This is a genomic window from Streptomyces sp. NPDC031466, from assembly GCF_055581265.1.
On record NZ_JBVIJT010000014.1, the window covers coordinates 62,494 to 78,576 of the forward strand.

11 protein-coding genes are annotated in these 16,083 nt (G+C 72.2%); 8 read left to right on the plus strand and 3 right to left on the minus strand.

The features are described from left to right. Positions 1-218: 218 nt before the first annotated feature. Entirely contained in the window at positions 219-1,379 is a 1,161-nt protein-coding gene (locus ACZ5GP_RS30480; protein WP_468753918.1) for a magnesium and cobalt transport protein CorA, read from the minus strand. A gap of 245 nt (positions 1,380-1,624) precedes the next feature. On the opposite strand from ACZ5GP_RS30480, the gene ACZ5GP_RS30485 reads away from it, so the two are divergent. The 6 genes from ACZ5GP_RS30485 (at position 1,625) to ACZ5GP_RS30510 (ending at position 11,275) form a co-directional block, all read left to right on the plus strand. Then, the gene (locus ACZ5GP_RS30485) at positions 1,625-2,902 is read left to right on the plus strand and encodes a winged helix DNA-binding domain-containing protein (protein ID WP_468753919.1); all 1,278 of its coding nucleotides are present in this window, start codon (positions 1,625-1,627) and stop codon (positions 2,900-2,902) included. 163 nt (positions 2,903-3,065) lie between these two features. Next, complete coding sequence (locus tag ACZ5GP_RS30490; protein ID WP_468753920.1) at positions 3,066-4,607, plus strand: AMP-binding protein; 1,542 nt, start codon at positions 3,066-3,068, stop codon at positions 4,605-4,607. Between the two features lie 402 nt (positions 4,608-5,009). Beyond that, positions 5,010-5,237 carry a type A2 lantipeptide gene (locus ACZ5GP_RS30495; RefSeq protein ID WP_468753921.1) on the plus strand — a complete coding sequence of 76 codons (228 nt, stop codon included), beginning with the start codon at positions 5,010-5,012 and terminating at the stop codon, positions 5,235-5,237. Positions 5,238-5,329: 92 nt separating this feature from the next. Further along, on the plus strand, positions 5,330-6,136 hold the full coding sequence (locus tag ACZ5GP_RS30500) for a hypothetical protein (protein ID WP_468753922.1): 807 nt from the start codon (positions 5,330-5,332) through the stop codon (positions 6,134-6,136). Beyond that, positions 6,133-8,418, plus strand: coding sequence for an NHLP family bacteriocin export ABC transporter peptidase/permease/ATPase subunit (locus ACZ5GP_RS30505; protein WP_468753923.1), 2,286 nt, complete (start codon positions 6,133-6,135; stop codon positions 8,416-8,418). Before ACZ5GP_RS30500 ends, ACZ5GP_RS30505 begins: the two co-directional genes overlap by 4 nt. Before the next feature lies 1 nt (position 8,419). Beyond that, positions 8,420-11,275, plus strand: coding sequence for an NHLP bacteriocin export ABC transporter permease/ATPase subunit (locus ACZ5GP_RS30510; RefSeq protein ID WP_468753924.1), 2,856 nt, complete (start codon positions 8,420-8,422; stop codon positions 11,273-11,275). A gap of 65 nt (positions 11,276-11,340) precedes the next feature. Here ACZ5GP_RS30510 and ACZ5GP_RS30515 read toward each other — a convergent pair whose 3' ends face one another. Beyond that, the gene (locus ACZ5GP_RS30515) at positions 11,341-12,360 is read right to left on the minus strand and encodes a DUF5954 family protein (RefSeq protein ID WP_468753925.1); all 1,020 of its coding nucleotides are present in this window, start codon (positions 12,358-12,360) and stop codon (positions 11,341-11,343) included. Positions 12,361-12,527: 167 nt separating this feature from the next. On the opposite strand from ACZ5GP_RS30515, the gene ACZ5GP_RS30520 reads away from it, so the two are divergent. Beyond that, on the plus strand, positions 12,528-14,165 hold the full coding sequence (locus ACZ5GP_RS30520; protein WP_468753926.1) for an AMP-binding protein: 1,638 nt from the start codon (positions 12,528-12,530) through the stop codon (positions 14,163-14,165). 9 nt (positions 14,166-14,174) lie between these two features. On the opposite strand, the gene ACZ5GP_RS30525 is transcribed toward ACZ5GP_RS30520, so the two are convergent. Beyond that, the gene (locus ACZ5GP_RS30525) at positions 14,175-14,720 is read right to left on the minus strand and encodes a GNAT family N-acetyltransferase (protein ID WP_468753927.1); all 546 of its coding nucleotides are present in this window, start codon (positions 14,718-14,720) and stop codon (positions 14,175-14,177) included. Positions 14,721-14,870: 150 nt separating this feature from the next. Here ACZ5GP_RS30525 and ACZ5GP_RS30530 point away from each other — a divergent pair, with 150 nt between their 5' ends. Continuing rightward, positions 14,871-16,073: an MFS transporter gene (locus tag ACZ5GP_RS30530; protein ID WP_468754029.1), complete on the plus strand. Its 1,203-nt coding sequence runs from the start codon at positions 14,871-14,873 to the stop codon at positions 16,071-16,073. Positions 16,074-16,083 lie beyond the last annotated feature (10 nt).

The window sequence follows — 16,083 nt, forward strand, 5'->3', positions numbered from 1 at the left end:
AGACCATACGTCTGGTGACTGTGGTCGCGGCATTGGCAAGTGGTTCACGGGCCTGGCTGTTGGATCTCCTGTCCGGGCCGGGGGCAGGGCTGACGCGGCCTGGGAAGCATGCTGTCAGGTTGGGCTGCGTATTCTCCCCAGATTCTCCCCGGGGCCCCGGGCCGGCTCCTCGGTGACGTTCGCCATGGCGAAGTTGATCAGTGGATCGAGTCGGCCAGCTATAGCCAGTCGCGTTTCTTGAAGATGACGTACAGGCTCGTGCAGACCACTGCCATCAGCAAGATGGCGAAGGGGTAGCCCGCGACCCAGTGCAGTTCCGGCATGGTGTCGAAGTTCATGCCGTAGATGGTTCCCACCAACGTGGGTGCAAACAGAATCGCCGCCCACGAGGAGATCTTCTTGATCTCCTCGTTCTGTTCGAAGCCTGCCTCCGCCAGCGCTCGCATCTCCGCGTTCTGCTGCTGTGTCACCAGCGTCGCGTTGACCGTGAGGATGTCCGTCAGGGCCTGGCGGAAGCCGTCGACGCGTTCGCTGGTGTGGGTGACGTGGTCGGCCACGTCGCGCAGGTAGCGCTGGAGTTCCTCGTCCGTGCCGTACTTCGCGAAGCCCGCCATCAAGGCGTGCAGCATGCCCACCAGGGGGCGGGTGGCGCGTTGGAACTCGACCATTTCGCGGGAGAGTTCGTAGATGCGGCGGGAGACCTCGGGGGCGCCGCTGAAGACCTCCGTCTCGATCTCGTCGATGTCGTTCTGGACGCCCGCGACGACCGGGGCGTAGCCGTCCACCACCGCGTCGAGGATCGCGTACAGGACCGCTTCCGGGCCCAGTTTGAGCAGGTCGGGGCTCTCCTCCATGCGGCGGCGGACCCCGGACAGGTCGGGGGCCGCGGCGTGCCGGACCGTGATGACGAAGTCGGGGCCCACGAAGACGTGCAGCTCGCCGAAGTCGACCTCCTCGGGGGCGTCCAGATAGCGGGCGGCGCGCAGGACGACGAAGAGTGTCTCCCCGTACCGTTCCAGCTTCGGGCGCTGGTGCGCCTCCAGCGCGTCCTCGACGGCCAGCTCATGGAGGTCGAACTCCGCTGCCAGGGAGTGGAGTTCCGCCTCCGTCGGGCGGGCCAGACCGATCCACGCCATGCCGTCCCGCTGCTCGCGCAGCTCCCGGAAGGTGTCCGCGAGGGAGGACGGTGTCGCCACGCGGACCCCGTCCCGGTACAGCGCCGCCTGGACGACGCTGCCCGTCGCCTCTCGTGCCGCCGCGGGACGCTCGGGCGGGGCGGGGCGGGTCTCCTCGGCCGGCGGGGCCGCCGGGGGGCGCGTTCCGCGTCGCCACGTGTGCTTGCGCGCGGGCGATGCCGGACGGGCTCGGCGCTCCGCCATGCTGGCCGCCTCCAGGTGGGTCGTCGTCGGTGGTCGTCAGTGGTCGTCGGGTGTCGAACGTACGTCTAGATGGCCACTGAGCAGGATATACGTGGCCGATGGGGCGGGCCCCTGGTAGCGGCCCGGCCCCGGGGCGGCCTGACCTGGCCCGGGGCGGTGGGGCGGGCGGCTGGCCCGGAGCGCGTCGTCCATCGGCCCGCGCATCGCGGACCGCACGTGTCCGCAAGCCCCGCTAGCGTGCCCGCATGACCAAGACGAACAGGACTCCGTCGGGAACCGTCCCCGTGCTGGGGCCCCGCGCGCTCAATCGCGCCACGCTCGACCGGCAGCTCCTCCTGCGCCGTTCCCGCGACCTGTCCGTCGAGGAGGCCGTCGCCCATCTCGTCGGGCTCCAGGCACAGAACGTCAAACCGCCCTACTACGCCCTCGCCGCGCGCCTGGCGGACTTCGACCCCGCCGAACTCTCCGCGCTCCTCGACGCCCGCGAACTGGCCCGCATGGTCACGCTGCGCTCCACCATCCATCTCCATACCGCCGCCGACGCCCGCGTGCTGCGGCCCTTCGTCCAGGACGCGCTCGCACGCGAGCTGAGCATCTTCCGCGTCGGTCTCGCCGGCGTCGATCTGCGGAAGCTCGCCGACATCGCCCGCGAAGCCGTCGAGACGGAGCCCCGCACGATGAAGCAGCTCCGCGAGGCACTGTCGGCCCGGTGGCCCGACGCCGACCCGCAGTCGCTCGCCATCGCCGCGCGCTGTGTACTGCCGCTCGTCCAGGTGACCCCGCGCGGGCTGTGGCGCCGCAGCGGACAGGTGGCGCTCACCACGCTTGAGCACTGGCTCGGGGAGGGGGAGGGGCAGGGGGATGGTGGTGCGTCCAGCACGAGTGGTGGTGACGGTGGGGCGCGGGGCGGGCGTGACGGCGGGGGCGCGGTCGGGGCGCCGCCCGCCGCCCCCTCCGACGCCGGTACCCCCTGCGATGCCGCCGCCCCCTCCGATGCCGCCTCCCCCGTCGTCCTGCGCTATCTCGCCGCCTTCGGACCCGCCTCCGTCAAGGACATGCAGACCTGGGCGCGGCTCACCCGGATGAGGGAAGTCTTCGAGCGGCTGCGGCCCCAGCTGCGGACGTTCCGTGACGAGAACGGCGCCGAACTGTTCGACCTGCCCGATGCACCGCGCCCCGTCGCGGACACCCCGGCTCCGCCGCGCTTTCTTCCCGAGTACGACAACCTCCTCCTCTCGCACGCCGACCGCACCCGGGTCGTCCCCGCCGTGTACAAGGGGCGTATGTGGAAGGGGAACTCCGCCCACTGCGTCTTCCTCCTCGACGGGTTCCTCGCCGGGGTCTGGCGGCTGGCGGAGAACCCCACGGGCGGCGGCGAGGCCGTGCTGACCATCGAGCCGTTCGGGGAGCCGGGGCGCGCCGAGCGCGAGGAACTGGCCCGGGAGGCCGAGCGGATGCTGCTCCGCATCGCCGAGACCTCCTCCTCCTACGACATCCGCTTCGGCACCGTCATCGACACCTGATCCGACGCCCCCGTAGCACCCCGTCCTCGTAGAACGCCGCCTCCGTAGACGGCTGCCCCCGTAGAACCCCGTCTGCGTAGAACCGTCCAGGGGTAGTGGGACCCGCATCACGAACTACACGATGCTACGTAGCCGAAGTGGTCCCGGATATCAGGAGAGAGCAATGCGGACACCGATGACCGTCACGGACTTCCTCGACCGGGCGGAGCTGGGCTTCGCCGCCAGTCCCGGTGTGATCGACGAGCCGGATCAACCCGCTCCGGTGGTCCCGGACTCGACGTACGGGCGTCTGGGCGAACGGGTCCGGGCCTGGCAGGCGGGGTTCGACGCGCTGGGCGTCGGGGAGGGCGAACGGGTGGCGGTGGTCAGCCACAACTCCGCGCGGCTCCTGGAGCTGCTGTTCGCCGTGCCGATGAGCGGACGGATCTGCGTGCCCGTCAACTTCCGGCTCAAGCCGGAGGAGGTCGAGTACGTGGTCCAACAGAGCGGCGCCTCCGTCCTACTCGTCGACCCGGAGTTGGACGACGCCCTCTCGGGCGTCAAGGCGCGCCACCGCTTCGTGCTCGGCGAGCAGACCGAGACCGGGCTGATGCGCTTCGGCGTGGAGCCGCGGCCCTGGTCGAACCCCGACGAGGACGCCACCGCGACGATCAACTACACCTCGGGAACCACCGCCCGCCCCAAGGGCGTCCAGCTCACCCACCGCAACATCTGGGTCAACGGGCTCACCTTCGGCCTGCACACCCGGGTGTGGGAGCGCGACGTCTACATGCACACGCTGCCGATGTTCCACTGCAACGGCTGGGGCATGCCGTTCGTGATGGCCGGCCTCGGCGTGAAGCAGGTGGTGCTGCGCAAGGTGGACGGCGCGGAGATCCTGCGCCGGGTGGAGGAGCACGGGGTCACGCTCATGTGCGGCGCGCCCGCCGTGTGGAACGCGGTCCTGGACGCGGCGGTGACCTGGCGCGGTGCGGTGCCCGGCCGGGACCGGGTGCGGATCGTGTGCGCCGGCGCCCCGCCGCCGAGCAGGACCATCCAGCGCGTGGAGGCGGAACTGGGCTGGGAGTTCACCCAGATCTACGGGCTGACCGAGACGTCCCCGCTGCTCACCTTCAACCGCACCTCGCCCGCGGACGCGGCGCTGCCCGCCGAGGAGCGGGCCCGCAAGCTCTCCCGCGCCGGGCTGCCCGCGCTCGGCGTCAAGCTCCGGCTCTCCGAGGAGGGGGAGGTGCTGGCCCGCTCCAACGTGGTGCTCGAAAGCTACTGGGACAAGCCGAAGGAGACCGCGGCGGCGCTCAGGGACGGCTGGTTCCACACCGGTGACGGCGGGACGTTCGACGAGGCCGACGGTCATCTGACGATCTCGGACCGGAAGAAGGACGTCATCATCACGGGCGGCGAGAACGTCTCGTCGATCGAGGTGGAGGACACGATCTTCCGTCACCCGGCGGTCGCGGAGGTGGCCGTCATCGGGGTGCCGCACGAGAAGTGGGGCGAGACGATCAAGGCCCTGGTGGTCCTCGCGGAGGGGGCGACGGCCACGGAGTCGGACATCATCGCCCACTGCAAGCAGTGGATGGCCGGCTACAAGGCGCCCACCTCCGTCGAGTTCCGCGACGCCATCCCGCGCACGGCCACGGGCAAGGTCCAGAAGTTCAAGCTGCGCCGGCCGTACTGGGAGGGCCGGGACCGTGGCGTGAACTGACGCCCCGCGCCACGGCCTGAACCGGCGCCTTCAATAAACCTGCACATCGAATGCGCAGTCCGGTCACGCAATTCGGCATCCGGCACCGTTTGACTGTCCGTGAATTCCCGCGCGGGGACCACAGAACGGGTCCCGCACCACGAAAGTGTCCGATTTGTTGACGGGAGTCCGCCCGTGTCCCCGATTTCCTTCTGTGAATCTTGTGAAGGAGCTGCCGCCGCACGGTGAAACCGCCTGCACGCAGCGGTGATGCGTCGTCATGCCCGTCATCGAGGGGCGCTTCACCGATTGGATGTGCGAGCTGCGAACGTGCTTTGATCCTGGCCCACGCGGAATTGGCAGGTCAGGTTCCGCTGTGCTGGAAACACCTTTGCGACATTGATGAGAAGGGCAGCTCACGCCATGAACAACACCCCCCAGGTCGAGACCCTCGAAATTTCCGACGCCGACCTCGACAACGTCTCCGGCGGCCTCGTCGGCCAGGTCGTGGGCAACGTCACCGGCACCGTCGACTCCATCGCCCCGGTCTCCGGCGTCGTCTCCGGTGTCCTCGGCACCGTCGACAACCTCACCGGCGTGAACACCGGCGCCGTCACGGGTCTGGCCTCCGGCCTGACCGCCGGTCTCTGAGCCTTCGCTCACCGAGACACCGTGATCCCCGAGCCCCGGAGCCACTGGTTCCGGGGCTCGGGGACGCCCCGGGCAAGCAAGGGAAGCGCTCCGTGCAGTTCCGTCAACAGGCCCTGTCCAAGCTGCAGTCGCCCGCGGAACTCGACCTTCCGGTGCGCTACGCCCGCCCCCAGGGCCTGCTCGTCCTCGCCGTCACCCTCGTCGTCATGGCCGCCGCGAGCATCTGGGCCGTGACCGGCTCGGTGGCCTCCACACTCCGTGCGCCCGGCATCCTCACGCACGGCCAGGGCAGCTACGTCCTGCAGAGCCCCGTCACCGGGCAGGTGACCCGCGTCCTGGCCGAGGAGGGCGAACACCTGACCGCCGGCGCCCCCGTGCTCGAAGTCCGTACGGAGCGGGGCGACAGGGCCGTACGCGCCATCGCCGCCGGACGCCTGACCGGCCTGCTCGCCAGGATCGGCACCGTGGTCACCACCGGCGCCGACGTCGCCACCGTCGAGCGCGTCTCCGGTGCCGACGACCCGCTCCTCGCCCTGCTCTACGTACCCGCCGACAGCGCGGCCACCATCCCCGTCGGCGCCGGCGTCGATCTCACGGTCCAGTCCGTGCCCACCGACACGTACGGGACGCTGCGCGGCCGCGTGCAGGCCGTCGGACGTGCCGCCCAGACCCGCCGGCAGATCACCGGCTTCCTCGGCGACAAGGAACTGGCCGGGCAGTTCACCAAGGACGGGCCGCCCGTGGCCGTCCTCGTACGGCTCGAAAGGTCTCCCGGCACCCGGTCCCGCTACGCGTGGTCGACCGCCGGGGGCCCGCCCTTCGCGCTCGACTCCATGACCCTGGCCACCGGCGCCTTCCACCTCGCCGAGCAGCGCCCGATCGATTGGCTGCTTCCGTGACCGCACCGCACCCCGCCCCGACCCCCCAGCGGCGGCTGCCGCCCCCCGGCGGCCGCCGCAGGCACCGCCCCGAACCCCCGCGGCGCGGCCGCCGGCGCGCGGCGCGACCTCCCGCGCGACGGGGCGGGCGGCCCAAGACCGTGCGTACGCCCACCGTCCTGCAGATGGAGGCCGTGGAGTGCGGCGCCGCCGCCCTCGCCATGGTCCTCGCCCACCACGGGCGGTACGTGCCCCTGGAAGAGCTGCGCATCGCGTGCGGCGTCTCCCGCGACGGCTCGCGGGCCAGCAACATCCTGAAGGCGGCGCGTGGTTACGGCCTCACGGCCAAGGGCATGCAGATGGAGCCAGCCACGCTGGCCGAGGTGCAGGCACCCGCGATCCTGTTCTGGGAGTTCAACCACTACGTCGTCTACGACGGCACGGGGCGCCGCCTCGGCCGCCGGGGCGTGTACGTCAACGACCCGGGCAAGGGCCGCCGTTTCGTGCCCGCCGAGGACTTCGACACCAGCTTCACCGGCGTCGTCCTCGTCCTGGAACCGGGCGAGGACTTCCGCCCCGGAGGCCGCAGGCCCGGCGTCCTCAAGGCCCTGCCCGCCCGGCTGCGCGGCACGAAGGGCACGATGCTCGCGGCCCTCCTGGCCAGCCTGCTGCTCGTCGCGGTCGGCGCCGCGCTGCCCGCGCTCAGCCGGACGTACATCGACCTGTTCCTGATCGGCCAACAGACGTCCGTGCTGGGCGCGCTGTTCGCCTCCATGGGGGCGATGGTGGCGCTCACCGCGCTGCTGACCTGGCTGCAACAGGCCAACCTGCTGCGCGGCCGCATCATCTCCTCCACCCTCGGCAGCGCCCGCTTCCTGCGCCACCTGCTGCGCCTGCCCGTCACGTTCTACGCCCAGCGCAGCCCCGCCGACCTCGTGCAGCGCCTCGCCTCCAACGACACCGTCGCCGAGACCCTGGCCCGCGACCTCACGGCCGCCGGGGTCGACGGCGTCGTCGTCCTGCTCTACGCGGCCCTGCTGTGGACCTACGATCCGCAGCTCACCCTCGTCGGCGTCGGCATCGCCCTGCTGAACGTCGTGGCGATGCGCGTCGTCGTCCGGCTGCGCGCCACCGGCACCCAGAAACTGCGCGCCGACAGCGCCAAACTCACCAACACCGCCTACACCGGACTCCAGTTGATCGAGACGTTGAAGGCGACCGGCGGGGAGAACGGCTATTTCCGGCGCTGGGCCGGACAGCACGCCACCACCCTGGAGGAGCAGCAGCGCCTCGGTGTGCCGAGCGCCTGGCTCGGCGTCGTCGCGCCGACCCTCGCGACCCTCAACAGCGCGCTGATCCTGTGGCTCGGCGGCCTGCGCGCCGTCGAGGGGCAGCTGTCGATCGGACTGCTCGTCGCCTTCCAGGCCCTGGTCACCCGCTTCACCGCGCCGATCACCCGCCTCAACGGCGTCGCGGGCCGTGTCCAGGACTTCGCCGCCGACGTCGCCCGCCTCAAGGACGTCGAGAACTTCCCCGTCGACCCGCTCTACACGCGCCGCGCACCGGCGGCCGACACCCGCCGCCTCACGGGCCACGTCACCTTGGAGAACATCACCTTCGGCTACAGCCCCCTCGACAAACCACTCCTGACCGGCTTCTCCCTCTCGGTCGGGCCGGGGCAGCAGGTCGCGCTCGTCGGCGGCTCCGGCAGCGGCAAGTCGACCGTCTCCCGGCTGATATCGGGGCTCTACACCCCGTGGGAAGGCACGATCCGCATCGACGGACAGCGCCTGGAGGACATCCCGCGCGGCGCGCTCACCGCGTCCGTGTCCTTCGTCGACCAGGACGTGTTCCTCTTCGAGGGCACGATCCGCGACAACGTGGCCCTGTGGGACCCCTCCCTCCCGGACGCCGAGGTCGTCGCCGCCCTGGAGGACGCCTGCCTGTACGAGGTCGTGGCCCGCAGGCCCGGCGGCATCCACGGCCGGGTCGAGCAGGACGGCCGCAACTTCTCCGGCGGGCAGCGCCAGCGCCTGGAGATCGCGCGGGCCCTGGTCCGCCGCCCCAGCGTCCTCGTGCTCGACGAGGTGACCAGCGCCCTGGACGCCGGCACCGAGCAGGTCATCATCGACAACCTGCGCCGCCGCGGCTGCGCCTGCGTGGTCATCGCCCACCGCCTGAGCACCGTGCGCGACAGCGACGAGATCGTCGTGCTCGACCACGGCCAGGTCGTGGAGCGCGGCCGGCACGAATACCTCGTCGCCGCCGGCGGCCCCTACGCCGACCTGGTCAAGGAGCACTGAGGTGACGCAGGCCCCGCAACACACCCACCCCGGCGACAGCGTCGCCGCCGCCTTCGGCGCGCTCGGCACCCCCGTCGACTGCGCGGGCCTGCGCAGCGTGGGCCTCGAAGGCCCGCAGGTGCTGTGGTTCGTTGTCGCCGGCGCGCTCGACCTGTTCGCCGTCGACGCCGTGCAGCAGGGCCACTGGCACTTCCTCGGCCGCCTGGAGCCGGGCACGCTGCTCCTCGGCCCGGTCGAAGGCCCCCGACACACCCTCGTCGGACGACCCCTCCAGGGCTGCGAGCTGCGGCGCGTCCCGCTGCGCGAGCTGTACCGCCCCGAGTACGGCGACACCTGGGCGCAGGAGGAGGAGCGGTACCCCACGCGGTACGACACCCAGGACGCGGCCCTGAGCCTCCTGGAGCACGCCTTCGCGCTCGGTGTCGCACGCGGCCACCGGGTCCTCTTCGAGGCGCCGCTGGACGGCCGCACCCTGGGCGACGAGGTGGTCACCGACGACGACATCCTCTGGATGCCGGTCGCGCCGGGCAGCGTGCGTTACGGCTCCGCCTACAGCGCGGAGGCCGCGGGGGACCTGCTCGTCGACGCCGCCATGTGGCAGCGCATGGTCGACCAGCAGTACCGGCTGCTGTCGACGCTGGACCGCTGGATCGAGCGCCTGGAGCGCGCCCACGAGGACCGCACGGCGGCGGGCATCAAGGCGGGCGAGCACGTCCGCGAGGAGGCCGACCGCACCCTGATCGCCTCCATCGGCCGGCCAGGAAAGGGCGGTTCACGCCGCTCGGGCACGCGGGGCGGTGACGACACCACGTACGCCGCCTGCCGGCTGGTCGCCGAGGCGGCCGGCGTCGAGCTGTCCGAAACCGCGCGGGGCGGCCCGGTGGGCGACCGGACCGACCCGGTGGAGCAGATCGCCGTCGCCTCCGGCGTCCGCACCCGCGCCGTCCGGCTCGACGGGCGCTGGTGGCGCGCGTACGCGGGCCCGCTGGTGGGGCGCCGGGCCGCGAGCGGGACGCCGGTCGCGCTCCTGTGGCGGCGCGGCGGCTACGAGGCGGTGCACCCGACGTCCGGGCGGCGCACCCGCGTCGACCGGAGCAACGCGGACGAGTTCGAACCCCGGGGCGTGATGTTCTACCGCCCGCTGCCCGAGGGCAGGTTGACGCCGTGGCGGCTGGCCCGCTTCAGCCTGCGCGGCACGGGCGGTGATCTGCGCAATCTCGCCCTCGCCACCTTGGTGACGGTCGTGATCGGCGCGCTGGTGCCGATCGCGACGGGGCAGGTCCTCGGCGTGTTCGTGCCGAACGGCGAGAAGAGCCTCATCGTCCAGGTGTCCCTGGCCGTCATGGTCACCAGCATCGTCTCGGCGGCGTTCATGCTGCTCCAGAACCTCACCGTCCTGCGGATGGAGGGCCGGATGGAGAGCGCGCTGCAACCCGCTGTCTGGGACCGGCTGTTGAGGCTGCCCACCCGCTTCTTCGCCGCCCGTTCCACCGGCGAGCTGGCGAGCGCGGCGATGGGGGTCAGCGCCATCCGCCGGGTCCTGTCGGGCATCGGCCCCGTCGCGCTCCAGTCGAGCACGATCGGCGCGATGAACCTCGTCCTGCTGCTCTGCTACAGCGTTCCCCTCGCCCTGGCCGCGGTGCTGATGCTGGCCGTCGTCGCCGCCGTCTTCCTCGCCCTCGGCCTGTGGGAGCTGCGCTGGCAGCGGCAGCTGGTGGAACTGGGCAACAAGCTGAACAACCAGGCGTTCCAGACGCTGCGCGGCCTGCCCAAACTGCGGGTGGCCGGGGCGGAGAGCTTCGCGTACGCGGCATGGGCGGGGGAGTTCGCCCGTAGCCGCGAGCTGCAGCGGCGGGCGGGCCGCGTCAAGAACGTGACGACGGTCCTCAACGCCGTCTACCTGCCGCTGTGCACCCTCGGCATGTTCGTCCTCCTCGCGGGCCCGGCCCGCGGCAGCCTCACGGCGGGGCAGTTCCTCACCTTCAGCACCGCCGTGACGATGCTGCTCACGTCCGTCACCCAGCTGACCGGCGCGCTGATCTCGGCGGCCGCCGTGCTCCCCATGTTCGAACAGATCAAGCCGGTCCTCGACGAGTCCCCGGAGGCGCGCTCCGGGAGCACCCGGCCGGGCGAGCTGCGGGGGGATATCGAGGCCCGCGGCCTGTCCTTCCGCTACACCGACGACGGCCCGCTGGTCCTGGACGACGTCTCGCTGGCGATCCGCCCCGGCGAGTTCGTGGCCGTGGTGGGCCCGAGCGGCTGCGGCAAGTCGACCCTGCTGCGCCTGCTGATCGGCTTCGACCAGCCGGTCGCGGGCAGCGTGCTCTACGACGGCCAGGACCTGGCGGCCCTCGACGCCTCGGCCGTACGCCGTCAGTGCGGCGTGGTCCTGCAGAACGCCCAGCCGCTCAGCGGCTCGATCCTGGACTGCATCTGCGGCGCCGAGACGTTCACGCAGGAGGAGGCGTGGGAGGCGGCCGCGATGGCGGGCCTCGCCGAGGACATCAAGCGGATGCCGATGGGCCTGCACACCATGATCTCCGGCGGCGGCGCGGTCTCCGGCGGCCAGCGCCAGCGGCTGATGATCGCCCAGGCCCTGATCCGCCGGCCGCGCGTCCTCTTCCTCGACGAGGCGACCAGCGCACTGGACAACGAGACGCAACGCACGGTCATCGACAGCACCCGTGCCCTGAACGCCACGCGCGTCGTGATCGCCCACCGCCTGTCCACCGTCATGGACGCCGACCGCGTCATCGTCATGGAGGAGGGGCGGATCGTGGAACAGGGGCCGCCTGGGCAGCTGTTGGCGGCCGCCGGCGGGCGGCTGCGTGAGCTGGTACGGCGCCAGCTGAGCTGACCGGCGCTCTCCGGCGGGCCGGCCGCTGCTTCCGAGGCCGGCCGTTTCGTACGCCCGCGCCGAGGTCAGTCGCCGGGGTGGATCGTTCCGTCCTCGTCCATGGTGGGGTGGATCTGCATGGGGCCGAACGAGTCCTGGTCCGAGGGGCGGGGCGGTTCCGGCCCGTCGGGCCCGACGCGGACCAGCCGCTCGGTGCGGCAGATCCGGTAGAGCTTGTCGGCCACGCGTACCTCGTTGGCGCGGCCGAGGGCCTTGAACTCCTCGGCGGCCCGCGCGTGCTCCGCCGTCTCCTCGGCGCTGAACCGGAAGAGCATCGGCCAGGCGTCGGTCATCGAGTCGTACAGCAGCCGACGGGCGTCGTGCGGGGTGGGCATGAGGGACGACACCGGCTTCCACCCCTTCTTGCCGCGCTCGGACACGCCGAAGCCGACCGGCATGAGGAGGATGTCGGGGTGGCTGGCGATGGCGCGCATGGAGTCCGCGCGCACGTCGGCGGGGAACCGCGCACCCGTGTACGCGAATTCCCGCAGCCCGAGTCTGAGGGCGCTCGTCATGAGGCCGGAGGTGTCCTCGGCGGGGTCGAGGACGAAGCCGAGGTCCGCGGAGGGCGGATCGTGCCGCCCGGTCCACTTCCGCTCGACCGGTTCGGGGTCCGTCGGCCGGGGCGGCTCCAGGCCGTCGGCGCCGCTGCGGGCGAACTCGTCGCCCCGCACCACGCGGTAGCGGGCGCCGCGCACCTCCACCTCGTTCACCGGCTCGCGTTCCAGGATCGCGACCGCCGCCAGCAGATCACGGCGCACGGCGGGGTCGTCGGTGTCGTCCTTGGCCTTGAACCACAGCATCGAGTTGAGCGCGTCCCGGGCCTGCTGGGGCATCCCGTCCACGACGGGCGCCACCACCCGCCACTGCGGGCCGAGGGCGGGATCCTGCACGGCAAGACCGAAGACGGGCCCGCGGACGGCGAGTTGCGGATAGCGATACGACGCGTCGACGGCATCGGCCTCGGTCACCAGCTCGGCGGGATCGTCGCGCCGCACCAGACCGGCGTGCACCTGGTCCAGTTGTCGCTTCCAGTCATCAGTCATGCGCACATTGTGGTGGCTGGTGGTGAGGGGGTGGGGCGGAACGGGCCAAGTCGGGGAAAAACCTGGCACTGGCGGTCCGCGGGCGGTAGAGGGGCGCGGGGCCCTCCTCCTGACCTCGCCCTGCGCGGGGGTAGGCGCCCAAGGATCTTCCGGGCATCCTTGACGGCATGTCGCAGACATCGGATGGATCACCGCGGGGGGCCGAGCCGTCCTACGCCCACGGCACCAGTACGACCCCGCTCCTCGGTGACACCATCGGGCACAACCTCGACCGGGCCGTCGCCGCCTGGCCGGAACGTGACGCCCTGGTGGACGTGCCGGCGGGCACCCGCTGGACGTACGCCGAGTTCGGTGCCGCCGTCGAGCGGCTGGCCCGCGGCTTCATGGCGGCCGGGGTGGCCAAGGGGGACCGCGTCGGGATCTGGGCGGTGAACTGCGCCGAGTGGGTGCTCGTGCAGTACGCCACCGCGCGCATCGGCGCGATCATGGTGAACATCAACCCCGCGTACCGCGCGCACGAGCTGGAGTTCGTGCTGAGGCAGGCCGGGATCTCCGTCCTGGTCGCGTCCCTGTCCCACAAGAGCAGCGACTACCGCGCGCTCGTCGACGAGGCGCGGCCCCGCTGCCCACAGCTGCGCGCCGTGCACTACATCGGACACGCGTCGTGGGACGCGCTGCTCGACGCCGCGTCGTCCGTCACGACGGACGAACTGCAGGCGCGCGAGGCCGAATTGAGCTGCGACGATCCCGTGAACATCCAGTACACCTCGGGCACCACCGGCTTCCCCAAGGGAGCCACGCTCTCCCACCACAACATCCTCAACAACGGCTACTGGGTGGGCCGCACGGTCGGCTACACCGAGCAGGACCGCGTCTGCCTGCCCGTGCCCTTCTACCACTGCTTCGGCATGGTCATGGGGAACCTCGCCATCACCTCGCACGGCGCCTGCGTCGTCATCCCCGCGCCGTCCTTCGACCCCGTCGCCACCCTGCACGCCGTCGAGCGGGAGCGGTGCACCTCGCTGTACGGCGTGCCGACCATGTTCATCGCGGAGCTGAACCTCCCCGACTTCGCGACGTACGACCTCTCCTCGCTGCGCACCGGCATCATGGCGGGCTCGCCCTGCCCGGTCGAGGTGATGAAGCGGGTGGTCGCCGAGATGCACATGGCGGAGGTCTCCATCTGCTACGGCATGACGGAGACCTCGCCCGTCTCCACCCAGACGCGCCGCGACGACGACCTGGAGCGCAGGACCGGCACGGTCGGCCGGGTCCTGCCGCACATCGAGGTGAAGGTGGTCGACCCGGCGACCGGTGTGACCCTGCCGCGCGGCACCTCGGGCGAACTGCGCACCCGCGGCTACAGCGTGATGCTCGGCTACTGGAACGAACCCGAGCGGACCGCCGAGGTCCTCGACACCGGGCGCTGGATGCACACCGGCGACCTGGCCGTCATGCGGGAGGACGGGTACGTCCAGATCGTCGGCCGCATCAAGGACATGATCATCAGGGGCGGCGAGAACATCTACCCGCGGGAGATCGAGGAGTTCCTGTACGGCCACCCGAAGATCGCCGACGTCCAGGTGGTGGGCGTGCCCGACGAGCGGTACGGCGAGGTGCCGCTCGCCTGCGTGATCCTGCGCGGGCCCGAGGAGACGCTGACGCTCGAAGAACTGCGGGCCTACTGCGAAGGACGGCTGGCCCACTACAAGGTGCCGTCCGCGCTGCGGATCCTGGAGTCCTTCCCCATGACGGTCTCGGGCAAGGTGCGCAAGGTCGAACTCAGGGAGCGGTACGGGCGGTAGGCCGGGCCCTCACGACGGGCGGGGCGCCAGGGGGCGGCACATGCACAGGCGGGGCCACCGGTCGAGGCCCAGCCGCGCCTCGTGCGCGCGGATCTCCCTGAGGGCCGGGGGGAGCGCGGCGTCCGGCAGCGGGCGAAAGCCGATGCGGGCGTAGTACGGGGCGTTCCACGGGACGTCCGCGAACGTCGTCAGGGTGAGCGCCGTCCTGCCCTGCGCGCCCGCCCGGTCCGCGAGGTGCTCGATCAGGGCGCGGCCGAGCCCCCGGCGGGCGGCGCGGGGGGCCACGGTGACCTGCTCGATGTGCTCGGCGTACGCGACGGGCGTGCCGGGCACGTACACGACGGGCTCGCTGAGCAGATAGGCGACGGGCGCGTCGTCCTCGTCGGCGGCGACCCACGCCCGCCCCGCCCGGCGAAAACGCTCCAACTGCTCCTCGGCGGGCGGCTCGTCGTCCGCGACGGCGTCCATGCCGAGCGCCCGGAAGGCTTCTCCCGCAGCCCGCTCGATGTCCTGGAGCACGGGGAGGTCGGCGGCGGTGGCGGGGCGGATCGACATGGGACGAGTATGCCCCGGCCGAAACCGGTTGTGCCGCCGCCGTTCCCCGGGGATCGTGTGCCGGTGAACCGGAGAGCGAGCGGCCGCGGGACGACGCCCGCGGCGGAGCCGACCAGGGGGCCCGGCGCGGCCCCGGGCCTCGGGCGCGGCATGGTGCTGCTGCTCGCCGTCGTGTGCGGCGTGGCCGTCGGCAACGTCTACTTCCCGCAGGCCGTCAGCCCGCTGGTCGCCGACGGGCTGCGGGTGCCGGCCGACACCGCCGCCCTGGTGGTGACGGCGACCCAGTTCGGTTACGCGGGCGGAATCTTCCTGCTCGTCCCGCTCGGCGACCGCGTCCCCTGGCGGCCGCTCATCGTCTCGCTGCTCTCCCTCGCGGGGTTCGGCCTGCTCGCCGCGGGCGCCGCGCCCGGCCTCGTGCCGCTCGTCGTCGCGAGCGTCCTCGTCGGCGTCACCACCGTGATCGCGCCGATCGTGGCGCCCATGGCGGCGGGCCTGGTCCCCGAGGGCCGGCGCGGCGCCGTCACGGGCACCCTGCTGAGCGGCTCCATCGGCGGCATGCTGCTGTCCCGTGCCTTCGGCGGGAGCCTCGGCCAATGGCTCGGCTGGCGAGCGCCGTATCTGGTGACGGCCGCCATCGCCCTGCTCATCGCGCTCGTCCTCTCCCGCGCGCTGCCGAGGACGACGGCGCCCTCGCGGCAGGGCTATGCCGCGCTGGTCGGTGCCTCGCTCCGGCTGCTGCGCGCCGAGCCGGAGCTACGGCGCTCCGGTTTCTACCAGGCGATGCTCTTCGGCGGGTTCTCCGCGCTGTGGACCGGCGTCGCGCTCCTGCTGACCGGTCCCACGTACGGGCTGGGGGCCTCGGCGGTGGGGCTGCTCGCGCTGGTCAACGCCGGCACCATGATCTGCACGCCGCTCGCGGGCCGCCAGGTGGACCGGCGGGGGGCCGACGCCGTCAACCTCGTCGCCGTCCTCGCGGTGCTCGCGGCGTCCGGCGTCCTGCTGCTCGGCGGTCTCGGCGGCGCGGTGGGGCTCACGGCGCTCGCGGTCGGGTCGCTGCTGCTCGACGTCGCGATGCAGTCGGGCATGATCGCCAACCAGGTGCGGATCTTCGCGCTGAGCGACGAGGCGCGTTCCCGGCTCAACACGGCGTACATGACGTGCGGCTACCTGGGCGGCAGCGTGGGCTCCCTGCTCGGGGCGCGGGCCTACGGCGGTCTCGGCTGGCCGGGGGTGTGCGGGCTCGTGGCGCTACTGGCGGCGCTGGCCCTCGTACGCCACCTGCGCCACGTACGTCACCTTCGTTCCCTGCGTCTCGCCAAGGCGCCCGCGGCAGGTGGCGGCCGCCGGGCGTGACCCGGGCGGG

What these genes read in the sequence shown, in the direction of transcription:
- ACZ5GP_RS30480 (WP_468753918.1), bottom strand. Translation starts at nt 1,379, where the DNA reads ATGGCGGAGCGCCGAGCCCGTCCGGCATCGCCCGCGCGCAAGCACACG.
- ACZ5GP_RS30485 (WP_468753919.1), top strand. Translation starts at nt 1,625, where the DNA reads ATGACCAAGACGAACAGGACTCCGTCGGGAACCGTCCCCGTGCTGGGG.
- ACZ5GP_RS30490 (WP_468753920.1), top strand. Translation starts at nt 3,066, where the DNA reads ATGCGGACACCGATGACCGTCACGGACTTCCTCGACCGGGCGGAGCTG.
- ACZ5GP_RS30495 (WP_468753921.1), top strand. Translation starts at nt 5,010, where the DNA reads ATGAACAACACCCCCCAGGTCGAGACCCTCGAAATTTCCGACGCCGAC.
- ACZ5GP_RS30515 (WP_468753925.1), bottom strand. Translation starts at nt 12,360, where the DNA reads ATGACTGATGACTGGAAGCGACAACTGGACCAGGTGCACGCCGGTCTG.
- ACZ5GP_RS30520 (WP_468753926.1), top strand. Translation starts at nt 12,528, where the DNA reads ATGTCGCAGACATCGGATGGATCACCGCGGGGGGCCGAGCCGTCCTAC.
- ACZ5GP_RS30525 (WP_468753927.1), bottom strand. Translation starts at nt 14,720, where the DNA reads ATGTCGATCCGCCCCGCCACCGCCGCCGACCTCCCCGTGCTCCAGGAC.
- ACZ5GP_RS30530 (WP_468754029.1), top strand. Translation starts at nt 14,871, where the DNA reads ATGGTGCTGCTGCTCGCCGTCGTGTGCGGCGTGGCCGTCGGCAACGTC.